11 protein-coding genes are annotated in these 17523 nt (G+C 60.1%); 4 read left to right on the forward strand and 7 right to left on the reverse strand.

Annotation, left to right across the window (positions count from 1 at the left end):
• Positions 1 to 75 precede the first annotated feature (75 nt).
• Together HDF09_RS16910 and acnA are read right to left on the reverse strand one after the other, a co-directional pair.
• Positions 76 to 2097 carry a glycosyl hydrolase family 28-related protein gene (locus tag HDF09_RS16910; protein WP_183768471.1) on the reverse strand — a complete coding sequence of 674 codons (2022 nt, stop codon included), beginning with the start codon at positions 2095 to 2097 and terminating at the stop codon, positions 76 to 78.
• Positions 2098 to 2727: 630 nt separating this feature from the next.
• Positions 2728 to 5634, reverse strand: a complete 2907-nt coding sequence (gene acnA, locus HDF09_RS16915) for an aconitate hydratase (RefSeq protein ID WP_183768473.1) — start codon at positions 5632 to 5634, stop codon at positions 2728 to 2730.
• A gap of 417 nt (positions 5635 to 6051) precedes the next feature.
• Between acnA and HDF09_RS16920 the strand changes: the two genes are divergently transcribed.
• Positions 6052 to 7911 carry a YXWGXW repeat-containing protein gene (locus tag HDF09_RS16920; protein WP_260181490.1) on the forward strand — a complete coding sequence of 620 codons (1860 nt, stop codon included), beginning with the start codon at positions 6052 to 6054 and terminating at the stop codon, positions 7909 to 7911.
• A gap of 69 nt (positions 7912 to 7980) precedes the next feature.
• Here the strand turns inward: HDF09_RS16920 and HDF09_RS16925 are convergent, their stop codons facing one another.
• Positions 7981 to 8586: a hypothetical protein gene (locus HDF09_RS16925; protein ID WP_183768474.1), complete on the reverse strand. Its 606-nt coding sequence runs from the start codon at positions 8584 to 8586 to the stop codon at positions 7981 to 7983.
• A 123-nt stretch (positions 8587 to 8709) separates the two neighbouring features.
• On the opposite strand from HDF09_RS16925, the gene purD reads away from it, so the two are divergent.
• The 3 genes from purD to HDF09_RS16940 all read left to right on the forward strand — a co-directional run bounded on the left by purD (position 8710) and on the right by HDF09_RS16940 (position 11767).
• Positions 8710 to 10002 (forward strand): phosphoribosylamine--glycine ligase, encoded by a 1293-nt coding sequence (purD, locus tag HDF09_RS16930; protein ID WP_183768475.1) that lies wholly within the window; start codon positions 8710 to 8712, stop codon positions 10000 to 10002.
• 297 nt (positions 10003 to 10299) lie between these two features.
• Complete coding sequence (locus HDF09_RS16935; protein WP_260181492.1) at positions 10300 to 10677, forward strand: DinB family protein; 378 nt, start codon at positions 10300 to 10302, stop codon at positions 10675 to 10677.
• 229 nt (positions 10678 to 10906) lie between these two features.
• A complete protein-coding gene (locus HDF09_RS16940; protein ID WP_183768476.1) occupies positions 10907 to 11767 on the forward strand; it encodes a sugar phosphate isomerase/epimerase family protein in 861 nt (286 codons plus the stop codon).
• Between the two features lie 18 nt (positions 11768 to 11785).
• On the opposite strand, the gene HDF09_RS16945 is transcribed toward HDF09_RS16940, so the two are convergent.
• The 4 genes from HDF09_RS16945 to HDF09_RS16960 form a co-directional block, all read right to left on the reverse strand.
• Positions 11786 to 12211: a MerC domain-containing protein gene (locus HDF09_RS16945; protein ID WP_183768478.1), complete on the reverse strand. Its 426-nt coding sequence runs from the start codon at positions 12209 to 12211 to the stop codon at positions 11786 to 11788.
• Between the two features lie 119 nt (positions 12212 to 12330).
• A complete protein-coding gene (gene purF, locus HDF09_RS16950; protein WP_406704922.1) occupies positions 12331 to 13890 on the reverse strand; it encodes an amidophosphoribosyltransferase in 1560 nt (519 codons plus the stop codon).
• Entirely contained in the window at positions 13887 to 16406 is a 2520-nt protein-coding gene (gene purL, locus HDF09_RS16955; protein ID WP_183768480.1) for a phosphoribosylformylglycinamidine synthase subunit PurL, read from the reverse strand. The genes purF and purL overlap by 4 nt, the downstream gene beginning before the upstream one ends.
• A gap of 45 nt (positions 16407 to 16451) precedes the next feature.
• Entirely contained in the window at positions 16452 to 17348 is an 897-nt protein-coding gene (locus HDF09_RS16960) for a DUF5996 family protein (protein WP_183768482.1), read from the reverse strand.
• Positions 17349 to 17523: the final 175 nt, after the last annotated feature.

Here is a 17523-nt window from a genome sequence, read left to right on the forward strand (position 1 = left end):
CCGATCCCCACGTCTCAAAGTTCGTAAGGACGTGGGGAATCGGGGTTGAACAGAACATCTTTCCGCTGCGTACTACTAGGGCGTAACCCAGGGAGAAGGCGGTGGTGGTGGAACGACCGGTGGACGGTCGTCGCAGGTAATAGTATTGGGCAGCTCCCACGGGGCCAGCCAGGGTCCGGTAGTGCCGCCGCCAACGTTGCCGCCGAGATCGACCAACGTAAACTCCGACCCGGCCGGAGTGAAGTGGAACGAACCGCAGTTATTGACGCCAACGGCGCCTACGTTGCGGGCCTCCACGTTCTCGAAGGATGCCGAACCGGCCACCCGTGCGCTGACCACCGAGGTGCCCGTGCCGTCAACCCGGTCATCCTTGAAGTGCACGTTCGTGATCGTGTACAGGTCTTTTACGGGGAAATCGCTGACCAGCATGATCGCGTTGTAGGTGTTATCAAGAAAGCTGTTGCCGACCACCTCAAGGTCCACGTTAATGCTCCCCTCCAACGCGTAGATCCAGATCGCGCCCAGGCCGATGTTCCAGTTCAGCTCAAACGGGCCAGACCGAACCGTAGTGTTGTTCGTGATCCATAAGCTCCCCGTGAACGGCTGAGCTCCAAAGCGAGAACCAACCTGTAATCCGCTGCCTTCGCGGATCGGATCGGCCACCAGGTTGTTCGAAATGGTGTTGTCCGTGCCACCGTAGAGCGCGATGCCGTTGGCTAACACCGGTGTCTGCACCGTGTTGTGATCGAAGGTGTTGTTGGCGTCCTCAATCTTATCCGACCACATAGCCAGGGCGTCGTCCCCGGTGTTGCGAACAAAGTTATTCGCCACCACCGAGTTGGTGACGCCGGTGTGGAAGTTGATTCCATCGGCGATCTGGTCCGCGATGACATTGTTGCGGACTCTTAGGTTCGACATCGGGCCATCGAACCACATGCCCACCTTGGTGTGATGGATGTAGAGCCCTTCGATCGTCGAATGGCTCAACGAGCCGCCTATGCCGTTTACTTGGTCGCTATCAATGCGCTCCCGGACATCACCCTCGATGGCGAAGCCGGAGAGATGGACGTTCGAGCTGCCACCGTCGGCAACGTACTTGCCGTAGAAACCGACGCCGGTGTGCACCGAGCCATCTGGCAAAGGAGTACTCAGGGTCACCTGGTGTCCCTTGACGATCGTGTACCAGCTACCGGCACCTTCGATCGTGACGTTGTCAACGAGAATATGGCGGTTCACCTGATAGGTGCCTGGCGGCAAGTAGACCTCGCGGTGCCAGGCCTTCGCGAATGCGATCGCTGTGTCAAACGCGTCCGCCGAATCGCGCTGCCCGGTCGGATCGGCACCGAACCGCTGCACGTTCACGGCAGGCTCGTCGCGGTGCTGCGGGGGGCCAACCAGCTCGGAGTCAAGCAAGTCAATGACTGTCCAGGCGGCATTGCTCGAGGCCGGAGCAGTGAGGCGGATCTTGTCGCCCGCTTGGTATCTGTGACCGAGCAGCAAACGCTGTTCGTCGTAGAAGTGGTTCGGTCGGAACGGTATGGTGATGACCGGCGGCGGGGTCGTGGCCGACGGTACGCAGGCACACTCGGTAATATATTGATCGGGAAACAACAGGCCGGCGTTCGGATCATTCGAGAACGGGTACTGGTTATACAGCCAGGCGTACTGCGAGGTCAGCGTCATGGTGACAACGGAACGGCCGTTAATTGAGACGTCGAGCGGTGCCGTAATACCTCCGCCGGTTGGCGCATCCGGGATGCTGTAACGCACCGTAATGGCATTGGCCGCTTTGGGCAGGGTGAACTCGACATATTGTCCGGGGAGGAGCTGGACCGCTGCGCGACCCGACGCTTCGGCGGGAAGCGTGTATGCGGCCCGGGAGGGGCCAATGATCGTGCCGTCGGTCACGGCATTCTCAGCCTCCTGCTCAACAAAGTGAGCGTTCGCCCCACGGTCATCGACCAGCGACGGGTCGAGGGCCGCGCGGGTTACCGAAGGGGTTTGGGTTTGGGGAGCAGCGTAGAGGGGTAGAGCATACGATGCCGTCAGGCACAGGACAAAGCGAGACGTGCGACTCAGGAATCCCTGAAATTTCATGATGCCTCCTGATTAACCTTTTTCTTTTGGCACAAAGAGGACGGTTGGACCCACCGAGCAGGCTGCTCGAGCCACGCGCTTTAGATATCCGGTCGAGCGCGGGCGAACCTCTTATATAGAACTTCGGCGTAAGACGCAAGGCTATGTTGCTTTACTCGACAGTGAGCGTTGCAGGAGGTGTGATTGTTCGTTCTGCCGCGCCAGCTCCTCCACAGAATCCTGTCAAGCCCCAAACCTCTCAAAAACTCATTAACCCACACATAACAAACTAGATAGATTCTCCCAAACTTGGCACTTTAGTTTCACTCCATTCGCTACACTTGATACAGAGATCAAAAACAAACAAGCCCCGCAGGGATAGACTCCTCCGGGGTTAGAGCAATTTCCCTGTGGGTACAGGTGAGTCGATGCGCTGCGATAAATCCTCCACTCCCCCGGTAACAGGGAAATTGCTCTAACTTGTTGATAACAAGGATTCTGCACGCAACCCCTTTGTTATCTAATTTTTGCAGACCATGACCATCTGTAGGTTGTTGAATACAGGTGTTTTAGCCCCCGGTAATATGGGGGGGAGGGGGGACCCCTCTCCACCTGAAGATAGGGAGAAAGGAGAAGCCGTAGTACCGACAGCTAAGCCGAGGCCGGAACCTTCCCCGCCAGTTGCCGCAGCACGTACTGCAGGATCCCGCCGTTCTGGTAGTACAGAATCTCCTGTGGCGTATCGATGCGCACCGTAGCCGAGAACTCGATTGTCTTCCCCAGATCGGACTCCGCGAACACCGTCACCACCTTGCCATCGGAGAACTTGCCATCGAGCATCGCCTTCAACAGACCCGGCGCATCCCCGATCGCAAACAACTCCTCGCCGGTCAAATGCAGCGACTCGACGTTCTGGCCCGGCAGGAACTGCAGCGGCAGAATCCCCATCCCGACCAGGTTCGACCGGTGAATCCGCTCATAGCTCTCGGCGATCACAAACTTGATCCCCAGCAATCGCGGCCCCTTCGCCGCCCAGTCGCGCGAAGACCCCGAGCCGTACTCCTTGCCCGCAAGAATCGCCAGCGGTGTTCCGCGCTTCGCATACTCCACGCTCGCATCGTAGATCGACATTGGCACATCCTCCGGCAGCAGCCGCGTCACACCGCCCTCGGTCCCCGGAGCCAGCTTGTTCCGCAGCCGAACATTCGCAAACGTGCCGCGCACCATCACCTCGTGGTTGCCGCGCCGCGACCCATAGCTGTTGAAGTCCGAGGGCTTTACCCCATGCTCGGTCAGGTACTTCCCAGCAGGCCCATTCAGCTTGATCGAACCTGCCGGCGAGATGTGGTCGGTCGTCACCGAATCGCCCAGCACCGCCAGCACGCGAGCCCCATGGATATCTCCAACCGGAGCAGGCGCAGCCGGCATTCCATCGAAGTAGGGAGCCTTGCGAATATAGGTCGAATCCGGCTCCCACCCATACGTCTCGCCATCCGGAAACTTCAGGCTCTTCCAGTTGTTGTCGCCCTCCGAAACCGTGGAGTACTGCCGACGGAACATCTCCGAATCGATCGACGAGTTCACCACCGCCGAGACCTCTGCCTGCGTAGGCCAGATGTCGCGCAGGAAGACAGGCTTTCCATCCAGATCGCGGCCCAGTGCCTCCGTCTCGAAGTTGTGCGCGATATGCCCGGCCAGCGCATAGGCCACCACCAGCGGAGGACTCATCAGGTAGTTCGCCCTCACCTCCGGCGAAATTCTCCCCTCGAAGTTTCGATTCCCCGAAAGCACCGACACCGCGACCAGACCATGATCCTCGATCGACTTCGAAACATCGGTCGGCAGCGGTCCGGAGTTTCCAATGCAGGTCGTGCATCCATATCCCACCACCTGAAACCGCAGCTGATCGAGATAAGGCATCAACCCAGCCTTCACGTAGTAGTCCGTCACCACGCGCGAACCCGGAGCCAGCGAGGTCTTCACCCATGGCGGGGTGCTCAGCCCCTTCTCCACGGCCTTCTTCGCAAGTAAGCCCGCAGCCATCATTACGTAAGGATTCGAAGTATTCGTGCAGGAGGTGATAGCCGCAATCACAATCGATCCGTGATCGAGATACTGATCCGGATCCACGCCAAACCTGCTCCGAATCGACACATGCGGAGCCTCCAGCTGCGGGATGGTCTCATCGCTGATCGTAATCACCGGCACCACCGGAGCCTCCACCACTGGAGCCGAAGCTCCGACGCTGCTGCTCAGATCGCCCGACTCCGAAGCCGTCCCACCCTCACCCTCCCACCGCACCATCTGTCGAATCACATGCTTGTTTCCATTCGGCCCCAGCAGCCCAGGCAACTGCTCCTTGAAGCTTGCACCCGCCTGCGACAGCGCAACCCGATCCTGCGGCCGCTTCGGCCCCGCAACACTGGACTCGACCGTCGCAAGGTCCAGCGCAATCGTCGCCGAGTACACCGCCTCCTTTGCGTCCGCCGTATGAAACAGGCCCTGCTCGCGGTAGTAAGCCTCGACCAGAGCAATCTGCTCCTCGCTGCGCCCAGTAAGCCGGAGATACCTGAGCGTCTCCGCATCCACCGGGAAGATCCCGCAGGTAGCCCCATACTCCGGGGCCATGTTCGCAATCGTCGCGCGATCAGCCAGCGGCAGCTCCGCGATACCAGAACCATAGAACTCCACAAACTTACCGACCACGCCAAGCTTCCGCAGCATCTCGGTCACGGTCAGCACCAGGTCGGTAGCGGTCGTGCCTTCCTTCAACTTGCCCGTCAGCTTGAACCCAACCACCTGCGGCACCAGCATGCTCACCGGCTGTCCCAGCATCGCGGCCTCTGCCTCAATTCCACCCACACCCCAACCCAGCACACCCAGCCCATTCACCATCGTCGTGTGCGAATCAGTCCCCACCAGCGTATCCGGATAAGCAAAGATCTTCCCCTGTGCATCCGGCGTCGTCGTAAACACCACCCGCGCCAGATACTCCAGGTTCACCTGATGACAGATCCCCATTCCAGGCGGTACAGCTGAAAAATTATCGAACGCCGTCTGCCCCCACTTCAAAAACGCATACCGTTCGCGATTCCGCTGAAACTCCAGCGCCGCATTCAGGTCATACGCCCGCTGTGTTCCAAACTCATCCACCTGAACCGAGTGGTCGATCACCAACTCCGCCGGCTGCAGCGGATTGATCTTCTCCGGATCACCCCCCAGCGTCTTCATGGCATCCCGCATCGCAGCCAGATCGACAACCGCAGGCACGCCGGTAAAGTCCTGCATCAGCACCCGCGCCGGCATGTACGCAATCTCTCGCGAAGGCTCCGCATTCGGATCCCAGCAAGCCAGAAACTGAATGTCTTCCGCAGTCACAGTGCGGCCATCCTCATGCCGCAGCAGGTTCTCCAGCAGAATTCGCAGCGAGAAGGGAAGTCGGCCAAGATCGATGCCCGTCCCCTCCAGCGCCTTCAGTCGAAACAGGTCGTACGTGGTCTTCCCTACAGCGAGTGTGGACAAGCTCTTGAACGAATCAGGATGCGATTGGGTCGGCATGGTATCTTCTCCGAGGCGCGCTCTTGGAAGCGCGATGGTTGGGGCCGTGGTCACATCTTCGAACCGCAGACGGCGACGGCTGAAGCCTATCAAGTTTTCAGGGGAGGGGTCGAACTAGCAGCGACCGCGGTCAGGGCGACCGTGGCGAAAGCGCTTCGTGTTGGGAAGACAGCCTGCCATCAAACTAATTTTACTGCGTCCCGGCCGGTTGCGGTAAAGCGCCTGACCCTCCCACCATAGGGTGATTGCAAAACGCATCAGGCGCGCGTCCAAGGCGTCGCAACTAGCAGACTCCACAGCATTACGCGCGGCATTGGCCATCGCGTAATCAGCCGCAAAACCGTAATGTTTAGAAAAGTGCATCTCATTCAAGAAGTTCGTGTTTATACCAGCAGCAGGTACGAGGAGACTGGCAGTATGTACAAATCATTTCCCAAATTCTTTCTAGGTATGGCACTTGGCACTGCATCACTTGCGGCAACAGTGACACTCTCAGGCTGTCACAAAGGCGTCGAGCCCGCCGCCATCCCCGACAACTCCGGCCCCGACCCTGCTGATGCCAACGTGGCTCCGGTAGACAACAGCCAGCCCCAGGCTGCACCTGCCCCACAACCCGTGCAGGGAAGAGTCCTCGGCATCCGCTCCCAGTCCACGCCCGAGCAAAGCTCCGAGCAGTACGCTCCGCAAGCAGACTCTCCGCCTCAAAACGAAGCCTACACCGCCGCCCAGAGCGCCCAGCCCCCCGTTCAGAACTACGACCAGAACTATGATCAGAACTACGACTACAACGCCCCCAACAACTACGATGAGTCTCAGGTAGACGCCGGCCAGCAGGCGCTCGAAGAGGCCAATGAGCCTCCCCCACCCCTCCCCCAATACGAGCAGCCCGAAGCCCCTGCGCCCAACTACCTCTGGACGCCCGGCTACTGGGGATACGCACCCGTAGGCTACTACTGGGTCCCCGGAGCATGGTGCGCTCCACCCTTCTACGGAGCCCTCTGGACCCCTGGCTACTGGGGCTTCTTCGGCGGCCGTTACATCCTTCATCGCGGCTTCTGGGGCCCGCACATCGGCTTCTACGGCGGCGTCAACTACGGCTTCGGCTACACCGGCAGCGGCTACCACGGTGGCTACTGGCAGGGCCGCAACTTCTACTACAATCGCTCGGTCAACAACGTTAACGTCACGCGCATCACCAACGTCTACAACCGCACTGTCGTCGTCAATAACACAACCATCAACCGCGTCTCCTACAACGGCGGCCGCGGAGGCATCAATGTACGTCCGCAGCCAGCCGAGGTGGCAGCCAACCGCGGCCCCCGCGTCCCGCCCATGACCACGCAACTCCAGTACCAGCGCGAGGCCGCACAGAATCGCCAGCAGTTCTACAACGTGAACAAGGGCCGCCCTGCTCTGGTCGCCTCACCCCGTCCTATCGCCGCGGTCGCTCGTCCAGCCGTGCAACCAGCCCGTCCCAGCCAGCCAGAGAACCGTCCGGGCCAACCAGGCACTCGTCCCGGCGAAGTCAACCGCCCCGTCCAGCCCGCCGTCCAGCCGGCTCGCCCTGGGCAGCCAGCAGTTCAACCCGGCCGCCCTGTCCAGCCTGGAACGCGACCCGGTCAGCCAAACGCCGGCCAGCCAAATACACGGCCCGGCGAAGTCAACCGCCCTGGCCAGCCATCCTTACAACCTGCACGTCCTGGTCAGCCAGCCGTCCAGCCAGGCCGCCCCACACAGCCTGAAACTCGTCCTGCTCAGCCAAACCCTGGTCAGCCCAACACGAGGCCCGGCGAACCCAACCGTCCAGGCCAGTCTCAAACTCGTCCCGCGCAACCCGAGACTCGTCCGGTTCAACCACAGGTACGACCCACTCAACCCGAAACCAGACCGGTCCAACCGCAGATGCGACCCTCCCAGCCCGAAACCAAGCCGGTCGAACCGCAGGTGCGACCAGTCCAGCCACAACCCCAAACCCGTCCTGTCCAACCCCAGCCACAGCCCCAGGTTCGCCCTGCACCGCAGAGCAGACCCGAGCCAACCCCGCAGAACGTAGCTCGTCCTCAGTATCAACCGCAACCGCGCCCCCAACCACAATCGCGCCCCGCGCCTCAAGCTCAGCCGCGTCCGGCACCTCAACCGCAATCACGTCCCGCGCCCCAAGCGCAATCGCGCCCCGCACCTCAAGCTCAGCCACGTCCGGCACCTCAACCCAGGCAGCAGGCCGAATCAAGACCCGCTCCACAGTCCGCTCCACGTGGAGAAGGAAAGCCACACTAAAAGTACTTTCGCCGTGGCACATGAGAAGACCCGCCTCGCGCGGGTCTTCTTGTTTCTCTCAATCAAAAATCACTCCACCCCTGACGAAGCCTCGCCCTCCAGCCAGTCATGATCGCAGTCATCGCATCGCCATCGGTTTGCTGGCTCGACCGCCTCCAGCAGGGTCTCATGGCTCCCGCATATCGGGCAGGCTGGCAACGTAAACTCTTCCGACGCAGACTCGTCAACCTCCGCCTTGAACCGCTCAGCTAACGGCTGCGACAACAGTATCGCCGCATCCTCCGCATTCTCTGGAGCGACCACAACGCGAGGCCCCTGCACGTCCATCCGCGATCCATCTCCCTGCAAAACGATAGATTCAATCCCTGCCTCTCGTAGCGCGAGCGAGGCAGCCACCGCACCACGCCCGTCGGCGTATTCAAAGACGCACTCCGCCGGAGCCAGCGCGGCAAAGGCCCGCAGATCCGCCAGATCGTCCTCACTCAGCACTCTCTGCTCCGCACGCTCCGGCGCTGACGAAGCCTTAAGGCCGCGCCGCGACATCTCTCCGCGCAGAGCCTCCTGCGCCATATCCGTAAGGTTACTCATTCCGCGAGCCAGGTCCAGCAACTCGTCATCCCCATAGACTGCATAGAGCTTCACGAGCTCCTGATACTGCCCCGCATCGCCAATCATTCTCTTCCCTCGGTCAATAGCTTACAGCCGACTCGGTTTGACTTCATCTCCGACGATGCTAGCCTCGAAGTTGCGAAGCAAATTCGCACGCACAGGAGCGCATCAGCAAATGAAGGTCAACGAATGAAGGTTCTGGTAATCGGCGGCGGTGGTCGCGAGCACGCTATCGTCTGGGCTCTCCTCAAATCCCCTCAAGTCACCGAGGTCCTCTGCGCTCCCGGCAACGGCGGCATCTCCGCGCTCGCCCGTTGCATCCCCTGCGACCCCGGCAACCTCCAAGAACTCGTCAACATCGTCGCCATCGAGCAGCCCGCGCTCACCGTCATCGGTCCCGAGCTCCCTCTCTCCATCGGCATCGTCGACGAGCTCACCAAGCGCGGCCACCGCGTCTTCGGCCCCACGCAAGGAGCAGCCCAGCTCGAGACCAGCAAAGCCTTTGCCAAAGAGTTCATGCAACGCCACGCCATACCCACCGCTGAGTACGGCATCTGCACCACCCTCGCGCAGGTTCGCGAAGAGCTCCCCAGCTTCGCTGTCCCCATCGTCGTCAAAGCCTCCGGCCTCGCCGCCGGCAAAGGCGTCGTCATCTGCGAGACCCACCTTCAGGCCGAAGCCGCAGCAGCCGAGATGTTCAGCGGCTCCCTCCTCGGCACGACGGAGGAGGCAGTTGTCCTCGAGGAGTTCCTCACCGGCGAGGAGCTCTCCTTCTTCGCTCTTTGCGATGGCACTCACGCCATCGAAATAGCCTCCGCGCAAGACCACAAGCGCATCGGCGAAGGCGACACCGGCCCTAACACTGGCGGCATGGGCGCCTACTCCACTGACGGCATCGCCACTCCCGCCATGCGCAGCTGGCTCCTCCACAACGTCGCGCAAAAGGTAGTCGACGGCATGCGCTCCGAAGGCGAACCCTTCAAAGGCATCCTCTTCTGCGGCATCATGATGTCCCCGCGCGGTCCCATGGTCCTTGAGTTCAACACCCGCTTCGGCGACCCCGAAACAGAAGCCATTCTCCTCCGCCTCGAGACCGACATCCTCGATCTCTTCAACGCCTCCATCGACGCCACCGCCAATCAGCTCACCATCAACATGCGCCCCGGAGCCAGCGTCTGCATCGTCGCAGCCAGTGGAGGCTATCCCGGCAAGTATGCCTCCGGCAAGCCCATCTCGGGCCTGCCCGACAACCTGATACGGGACGCGAGAGACAAAGCCAAAGAGGAAGACATAGTCATCTTCCACTCCGGCACGGCGATCAAAGACGGAAAGATCGTCACCGCTGGAGGCCGCGTCCTGGCGATCTCCGCCGCCGCGCCCGACCTCCAGACTGCCCTCGACAAGGCTTACTCCGAACTCGCAAAGATCTCCTTCGAAGGCATGCAATTCCGCCGCGACATCGGCCACCGCGCCCTGCGCTAGCAGCTGCTTGAACCCTTCCTTCGTTGTCACTACTGCCTCCGTTCTCGTTCTACAGCATGGCGGAAGAATCTGCTTTTCCACGTCTTAAAGATTCTCAAAATCGCCGAAAAATACCGTGAGCCCCGTCGTGAACAACCCTTTGAGGCAACTATTGCAAAATAGAACAGGGGGTGAAAACCATGACCGAACCTGCTCTCACTGCTAACGACCTCATCGACTGGGTTGAAAAAACCTCTACCGGATGGCGCAGCCTTCTAAACCCGCCATCCTGAACTTCTTACCATCCCATGCGACATCATGGGAGTCCAGACCGTAGCTCAACTCCTCCAGCACATCGTAGCCGTAGAGCTCCGCTTTGCCGAACGCCTCGCAGACCAGCCCGCGACCGACTACGCCAACGTTCCCTACGATTCCATCGAAGCGATCTACGCCACCCATGATCGTACCCTTGCGCTCCTCCGCAAGCTTCTCGACTCTGAAATGAATTGGGACGAAGCAATCGAGTTTTCTACCCGCGCCATGGGGCCGGCTCGCTCTGCTCGCAAAACCATCCTCTTTCACCTCCTCCTCCACGGGATTCGCCACTACGCGCAGCTCTCCACCCTCGTTCGGCAGCATGGCGTCAAGCCCGGCTGGCCCATGGACTACCTCTTCATGGATATCGAGCCCGTCTGATTTCGCTCCTACGCGGAAAAATCGGCTCGAAGGCAATCCGCGCTACAAAACGAGGATATCGGGCCCGGCGTTTTGACAAAGGTCCGACCACCAAACTAAAGTTTTCTTTCATGCGCAGAGCCCGCTCCTATCGCTGCTCCCAATCCTTGGCAAGCACCCACCGAAGCTGAAAACCGCTAGACAGCTGGACCGCAAACACCTTAGCTCGAAGAACCCAGGAGCAACGATCATGCCCACCCGCCGCGACTTCCTCCGTCTCTCTGCCCTCGCCACCGCCGCTGGCTGTACCCTGGGTCGACTCCCCACCGCCTTCGCCGCCGACGCTCCCTTCGCCTACGGCGTCCAGCTCTACATGGTCCGGAAAGAGGCTCCGCAGGATCTCCCAGGCATCCTCCGCGCTATCCAGCAGATCGGCTACACCCAGATCGAACTCTTTCCCATTGTCTACACTCACCCCGCGCCCGAGCTCCGCCGCATTGTCTCCGACGCCGGGCTTGGACTCGTCTCAGCCCACTTCGACTACGCCAGCGTCCCCACCAAGATCGACTACGCCCACCAGCTCGGCCTCGAGTATATGGTCTGCCCCATGATCCCGAAAGAGCAATGGAACCTCGAAGGCTTCCACAAAGCCGCCGCCGACTTTAATACCTGGGCCCAAAGCATCCACGGTACAGGCATGCAGTTCACCTTTCATAACCACTGCTACGAGTTCGCCCCGCAAGGCCTCTCCACAGGCTTCGACGAGCTCATGAAGCACACCGATCCCGCCTTCGTAAAACTCGAGCTAGACATGTACTGGCTGGCCCAGGCCGGCCAGGATCCACTCACTATGCTGACCCGCTACGCCAACCGTGTTCGTCTCCTTCACCTCAAAGACCGCATCGCCAACGCCCCCACCGGCTTCGTAATGGGACCCACCGCCAAGCACATCACCGAGTTAGGCAAGGGAAGCCTAAACTGGACCGCCATCTTCGCCCAGGCCCACAAGCAGGGCATCCATTACGCCTATGTCGATCAGGACGACACGGCCCTTCCGATCCTCGACAGCCTCAAAGAAAACTTCGCCTACCTCCAGACCGTCAAGGCATAAAGGGCAGTTCGAGAGGCGTCAACAGACTCCCTTGTCCGAGTGCGAACACCGCCTGCACGCTCTGCAAAACGTGTGATTCATCCGGTGCGCGCAGATCATCAGCACGCTCCCGGTCATCGTCACCGCCACCTCGGACCCATGCGAAGGTAGCCTCCCGCCAAAGAACGCTCCGGCGAAGATGAAACCCAGCCCAAGTGCCATCAGTCCGAGAATGCGTCTGCGCCCATGCGTGCGAAACCCCTTTACCAGCGCCATCGCACCCAGAACGGCGACACCCAACGCCAGCGTACGATGCGTCCTCTCCTCCCCTGGGAGGAAGCGAGCCATCACCACCGACATCGAGATCAAAACCGGAGTTACAGCACAATGCACCACGCAGAGAGCAGAGGCCCACACGCCAAGATTATCTGCAGAAAAAATTGAAACGCGCAACGAGGAGTTCATTGGAGAAGACTCTTTCGTGAAGCGAGGTCGTTCAGTGTATAAACGCTATTGCAATTCTATTATCAATTTTCAATTGAAGTCATTCTCGGCTGCCCCTTCGGCCAGCGGACTCGCTAGCTTTACGCCGTAGTCACTGCTGGCAGAATCTCCGACACATCCACCCACTGCGTTGGGTAGTCCCCCGTATAACAAGCCGTACAGAAGCTCCCCGGTGACAGCCCATCCACCGGTTCTCCCTTCGTACATGCGTGCGTCAGCCCTACCAGGCTCAGGTACGCCAGCGAATCCGCTTCCACAAACGCGCAGATCTCAGCAATCGACTTATTTGCCGCAATTAAATCCTTCTTGGAAGGCGTATCCACCCCGTAAAAACAAGGCGAGATCGTCGGCGGGCAAGAGATTCGCAGATGCACCTCCGTTGCCCCGGCCGCCCGTACCATCCTCACAATCTTCCTCGACGTCGTGCCGCGAATGATCGAGTCATCGATCAACACAACGCGTTTGCCTTCCAGCAGGTTTCGCATCGGATTAAGCTTCATCCTCACGCCGAAGTCCCGCACCCTCTGTTCGGGCTGAATGAACGTGCGTCCCACATAGTGATTTCGAATCAGTCCAAAGTTAAACGGTATCCCTGACTCTGCTGCGTACCCAATCGCCGCTGTCACGCCCGAGTCCGGCACCGGCACAATCAAATCCGCCGGCACACCCGACTCCCGAGCCAGCTGTCGTCCCATCTCTTCGCGCGACTGCTGCACCCACCGCCCGTAGATCTTCGAGTCAGGACGCGCAAAGTAAACATGCTCGAACACGCAGCTCGCCTGCTCCGTCGTTGTGTTGAAGTAGCGGCTCGTCACGCCATCTTCGGACACCATCACCAGCTCGCCCGGCTTCACATCACGTTCGTACTTCGCATGCAGCAGGTCGAACGCGCACGTCTCACTCGCGAAGACAAACGTATCCGGTGCACCGTCCTTGCCTTCAATCCGCCCCATGGCCAGCGGCCGAAAACCATGCGGATCGCGCGCCGCAAAGATGCGGTTCCGCGTCATCATCACAATCGAAAACGCGCCCTGCACCTGCGTCAGCGCCTCAGCCATACAATCGATCAGAGTGTTCTTCGTGGAGTGCGCAATCAACTGAATGATGATCTCGGAGTCTGACGTGGTCTGGAAGATCGCGCCATCGCGCTCCAGCCGCTCCTTCGCCGTTCCCAGGTTGATCAGGTTGCCATTGTGCGCAATCGCAATCAAACCTTTCGTGCTCTCCACCGAGATAGGCTGCGCGTTCAGCAGCGCCGAGTCACCCGTCGTCGAATAACGTGTATGCCCAATCGCAATGTGGCCTGGCAGCTTCGCCAGCACGTCATCGGTAAAGATCTCCGACACCAGCCCCATGCCTTTGATGTCGTTAACCTGCTGCCCATCCGCGGTGGCAATGCCCGCCGACTCCTGCCCGCGGTGTTGCAGGGAGTAGAGCCCCCAGTATGTCATCCGGGCTGCATCGGGATGGTTATAGATCGCCATCACCCCACACTCTTCACGCAGCTTGTCGAACGGCGTACCGTCTTCTTCGTCTATCTCTGCTTCTTGCGTCGCTAGTCTCTTTTGATTGTCTTTCTGAAGCACTGTTGCGACTTCCCGTTCTACCACCAACTCATCCTCAACCAGAAGATCGCTCATGCCGTCACCACCTCTGCGGCCAACTGTTCTTCCAGCGCGCCCGTCCACGATCCCTTCAGCGCAGCGATTGGTTCATCAATAACTTTCTTCCCATTGATCACGCACTCGTAGTTACCTGCGGTCACCTCGCCCAGCGAAGCCATCCACATCTTTGGATGCGCTGCCAACTCGGTCCGAATCGCTTCTACCCGCTCCGGATCTGCAGAGACGATCACCGAAGATCCAATCTCGCTGAAGAAGCGCTCCTTCAGCGCGAACGGCTCGCTCTCTGAGACATTCATCGACACTCGAACTCCTAGCTCGCGCGGAAAACAAGCCTTCGCGAACGCAACCGCCGCGCCGCCATCCGAGATGTCTGTCGCCGAAGCCAGCAAACCCTTCGCAGAAAGGGCCGCAAGCGCCCTGTGCAACGCAGCCTCTTCCGTCAGGTCCAGCAAAGGTGGAGCGCCCCAAAGCTCGTGCATCACCGTCTTCGCATATTCGGTCGATCCAAACTCCCGCTCGATATTCCGTCCTTCGCCCTGAAACGCCGAGAGGAACAGAATCACATCTCCTGCCTTGCGAAAAGCAGAGGGTACAGCCTTCGTTACGTCGTCAATAATTCCGACGATGCCAAGCACGGGAGTCGGATAGATCCCCTCGCCCCTGGTCTCGTTGTAGAGCGAGACATTGCCACCTGTAACCGGAGTTCCCAGCGCGATGCAAGCCTCGGCAATCCCATCGATCGCCTGCGAGAGCTGCGCCATAATCTCCGGCTTCTCCGGGTTCCCGAAGTTCAAACAGTTGGTAGCCGACACCGGCATTGCGCCGGTGCAAGCGACCTTCCGCGCAGCCTCGGCCACCGCGTGCGTCGCACCCAGCTTCGGATCGAGATAGGTCCAGCGCCCGTTGCCGGCCAGCGCCATCGCCAGTCCACGATCGCCCTTTACCGTCTCTGAAAACTCGTGGGAAGCATTGGGCGCAACCACCGGGTTCGCTGCATCTTGATTGTCGGTGGCAAGTGTCGCTTCACCTTTGGGGGTCGAAGAGGCCACCAGGTCGGCTAACTTACCGAGCAATCCCTGATGGTGCGCCGCTCCAGCACTTTTGCCGGTGCCCTTGATGCGGATCACGCCGGCTTCACCGCCGGGGCCCTGCACCGTGTTGGTCTGCACCATTGAGTCGTACTGCTCGAAGACCCAACGCTTATCGCAGATATTCGCGCTTGCCAGCAGCTTCTTCAGATCCGCTGCGTAATCACTAGGCTTCTTCAACTCTTCGAGCACATGGGCCGGAGGATCGAGCGGCACCGGGGCCTTCCAGACGCCTACTGGCCGGTGATAGAGCGGAGCATCATCAGTCAGCGAGCGATTCGGAATATCAGCCATCAGTTCGCCATGTTGCGTGATCACCATGTTCGGCTTCTCGGTCACTACTCCGACGATCGAAGCATCAAGACCCCACTTGGCGAAGACATCGAGAACCTCCTGCGCTCGCGGCTTGTCGGCCACCAGCAGCATTCGCTCCTGCGACTCGGACAACATAATCTCGTAGCTCGACATTCCTGTCTCGCGTTGCGGCACCAGATCCAGCTCCACCGTCAATCCAAGATCTCCGCGTGCACCCATCTCGCAGGTCGAGCAGGTCAGACCAGCCGCGCCCATATCCTGAATCCCTAGGACCGCGCCGGTTGCCATTGCCTCAAGGCAGGCCTCGAGCAGCAGCTTCTCGAGGAACGGATCGCCCATCTGCACGTTGGGCCGCTTCTGCTCCGAGCCTTCGGTGAACTCTTCGCTCGCCATCGTGGCTCCGTGGATTCCATCGCGGCCAGTCTTTGCGCCAACGTAGATCACCGGATTGCCGACGCCGGTGGCCTTCGCATAGAAGATCTCGTCGCTGCGTACCAATCCGAGGGCAAACGCATTCAGCAGCGGATTGCCGGAGTAGCAGGCTTCGAACCGCGTCTCACCGCCGACGTTCGGTACGCCGAAGCAGTTTCCATAGCCCGCGACGCCATGGACCACGCCGGTGGCGATCTGGTGATTTCTGCGGCGCAGGGCTTCATCCGGCTCAGCCTCATCGAGTGGACCGAAGCGCAGCGAATCCATCACCGCCAGTGGCCGCGCATTCATCGTGAAGATGTCGCGAAGGATTCCACCGACACCCGTAGCTGCACCTTGATACGGCTCGATGTAGCTGGGATGATTGTGCGATTCGATCTTGAACGCGCAGGCCCACCCATCGCCTACATCGATGATTCCGGCATTTTCTCCGGGGCCCTGCACCACGCTCCCTGGCCCGGTCTTGCGCTCGCCCCTGGTGGGCAACCGCTTGAGATGTACGCGCGAGGACTTGTAGGAGCAGTGCTCGGACCACATCACGGAAAAGATCCCCAACTCGGTGAGGGAGGGGGTGCGTCCAAGGGCTGCTTCGAGGCGCGTGTACTCCTCCGGGGTGATACTGTGCTGCTTGAGCAGCGCCGGAGTAATGGTAGCTGGGGAGGGGGCTTTGTCTTGCTGGGCTTGCAGATTTGGCATGGCTCGCTAGTTAAGATTGTCGCATGCTCAGCCGTCCTCCGCACTTTAGCGCCGCTCGAGGGCCGCGCGATCCCACCTCGCCACATCGGCTGCTGCGCCGTAGGAGCTCTCCAGAAACTCCATCACCGCCTTCTCCGGGGACCCGAGCGACCGTACGGCGTCGTACTTGAAGACAAACTCTCCTAATGCTTTATCCCATCCTGCACCGTCAGGCCGGATCTTCGCGTCGGCGAGGCCGTCGGGCACCGGAGCCGCATAGCAGTAGAACGCCGCTGCACCATAGCCGCCGGTTCCTGGCCAGAACCCCGCCGAGATGACCTCATGCGAGTAGGCCTCGCGCTGAATCATGTCTGCACCTGGCCTCGGCGGCGCACGCCTGCCGGAGAACCGCGTCACGGCCAGGTCGAAACTTCCCCAGAAGAAGTGGATCGGACTCACCTTGCCGAGAAACCCCGTCTCCCAGGCACGAAAGACCTTCTCGGCGTGCGTCAGGACCTGCCAGAAGCGGTGCACATACTCCGGATCGTAGGAGGCGTGCTCGGTGTCCTGATCGAACCGGATGGGCTTCGCCATCTCGCAGGGCGTGGGATTGATCGTCACCGAAACTCCGAGCTCCTTCAGGCAGCCTAGATACTCTGCATAGAAGTCGGCGACGCTGCGGGGCTTCAGCTTCATCGTCTGGGTTGCACCGGATCCCATCCGGAGATGGAGCTCATGCACCAGAAAGTCGAACTCGATGTCGAGCACGTCGTCTTCGTAGTCCATCGCCGAGGTGCCCAGCCCCCGGGCAGTGACATAGAGGGGCACATTCCACCAGTGGTTCTGGAGCGGAGTGAGCGCCAGACGGGTCTTGCCGACGATCTGAGTCCACATATGCAGGGTATCGGCGGTGGCTGCCCAATCACTCCACGCCAGCTCAGGCCACTGCGGAACTCCACTCATAATGCCTCTCCTCGAAAGATCACCAGTAGCCGAAAGCATACGCCCGCAGGGTAGAAGCCAGTGCGTGTCTGGAGAAGATCGCTTGTGAATGCAGCGAACTTCAGGAGGGTGATGAAAAGGTGCCCTCAGAAACGAAAGGCAGACCTCAGCGGCTAAAGGCGCAATGCAATCCAAG

The organism is Edaphobacter lichenicola (genome assembly GCF_014201315.1).
GTDB classification, from domain to species: Bacteria; Acidobacteriota; Terriglobia; order Terriglobales; family Acidobacteriaceae; genus Edaphobacter; species Edaphobacter lichenicola_B.

Excerpts from the sequence above, each read along its gene's own strand:
- HDF09_RS16910 (WP_183768471.1), bottom strand. The coding sequence starts at position 2,097 with ATGAAATTTCAGGGATTCCTGAGTCGCACGTCTCGCTTTGTCCTGTGC.
- acnA (WP_183768473.1), bottom strand. The coding sequence starts at position 5,634 with ATGCCGACCCAATCGCATCCTGATTCGTTCAAGAGCTTGTCCACACTC.
- HDF09_RS16920 (WP_260181490.1), top strand. The coding sequence starts at position 6,052 with ATGTACAAATCATTTCCCAAATTCTTTCTAGGTATGGCACTTGGCACT.
- HDF09_RS16925 (WP_183768474.1), bottom strand. The coding sequence starts at position 8,586 with ATGATTGGCGATGCGGGGCAGTATCAGGAGCTCGTGAAGCTCTATGCA.
- purD (WP_183768475.1), top strand. The coding sequence starts at position 8,710 with ATGAAGGTTCTGGTAATCGGCGGCGGTGGTCGCGAGCACGCTATCGTC.
- HDF09_RS16935 (WP_260181492.1), top strand. The coding sequence starts at position 10,300 with ATGGGAGTCCAGACCGTAGCTCAACTCCTCCAGCACATCGTAGCCGTA.
- HDF09_RS16940 (WP_183768476.1), top strand. The coding sequence starts at position 10,907 with ATGCCCACCCGCCGCGACTTCCTCCGTCTCTCTGCCCTCGCCACCGCC.
- HDF09_RS16945 (WP_183768478.1), bottom strand. The coding sequence starts at position 12,211 with ATGAACTCCTCGTTGCGCGTTTCAATTTTTTCTGCAGATAATCTTGGC.
- purF (WP_406704922.1), bottom strand. The coding sequence starts at position 13,890 with ATGAGCGATCTTCTGGTTGAGGATGAGTTGGTGGTAGAACGGGAAGTC.
- purL (WP_183768480.1), bottom strand. The coding sequence starts at position 16,406 with ATGCCAAATCTGCAAGCCCAGCAAGACAAAGCCCCCTCCCCAGCTACC.
- HDF09_RS16960 (WP_183768482.1), bottom strand. The coding sequence starts at position 17,348 with ATGAGTGGAGTTCCGCAGTGGCCTGAGCTGGCGTGGAGTGATTGGGCA.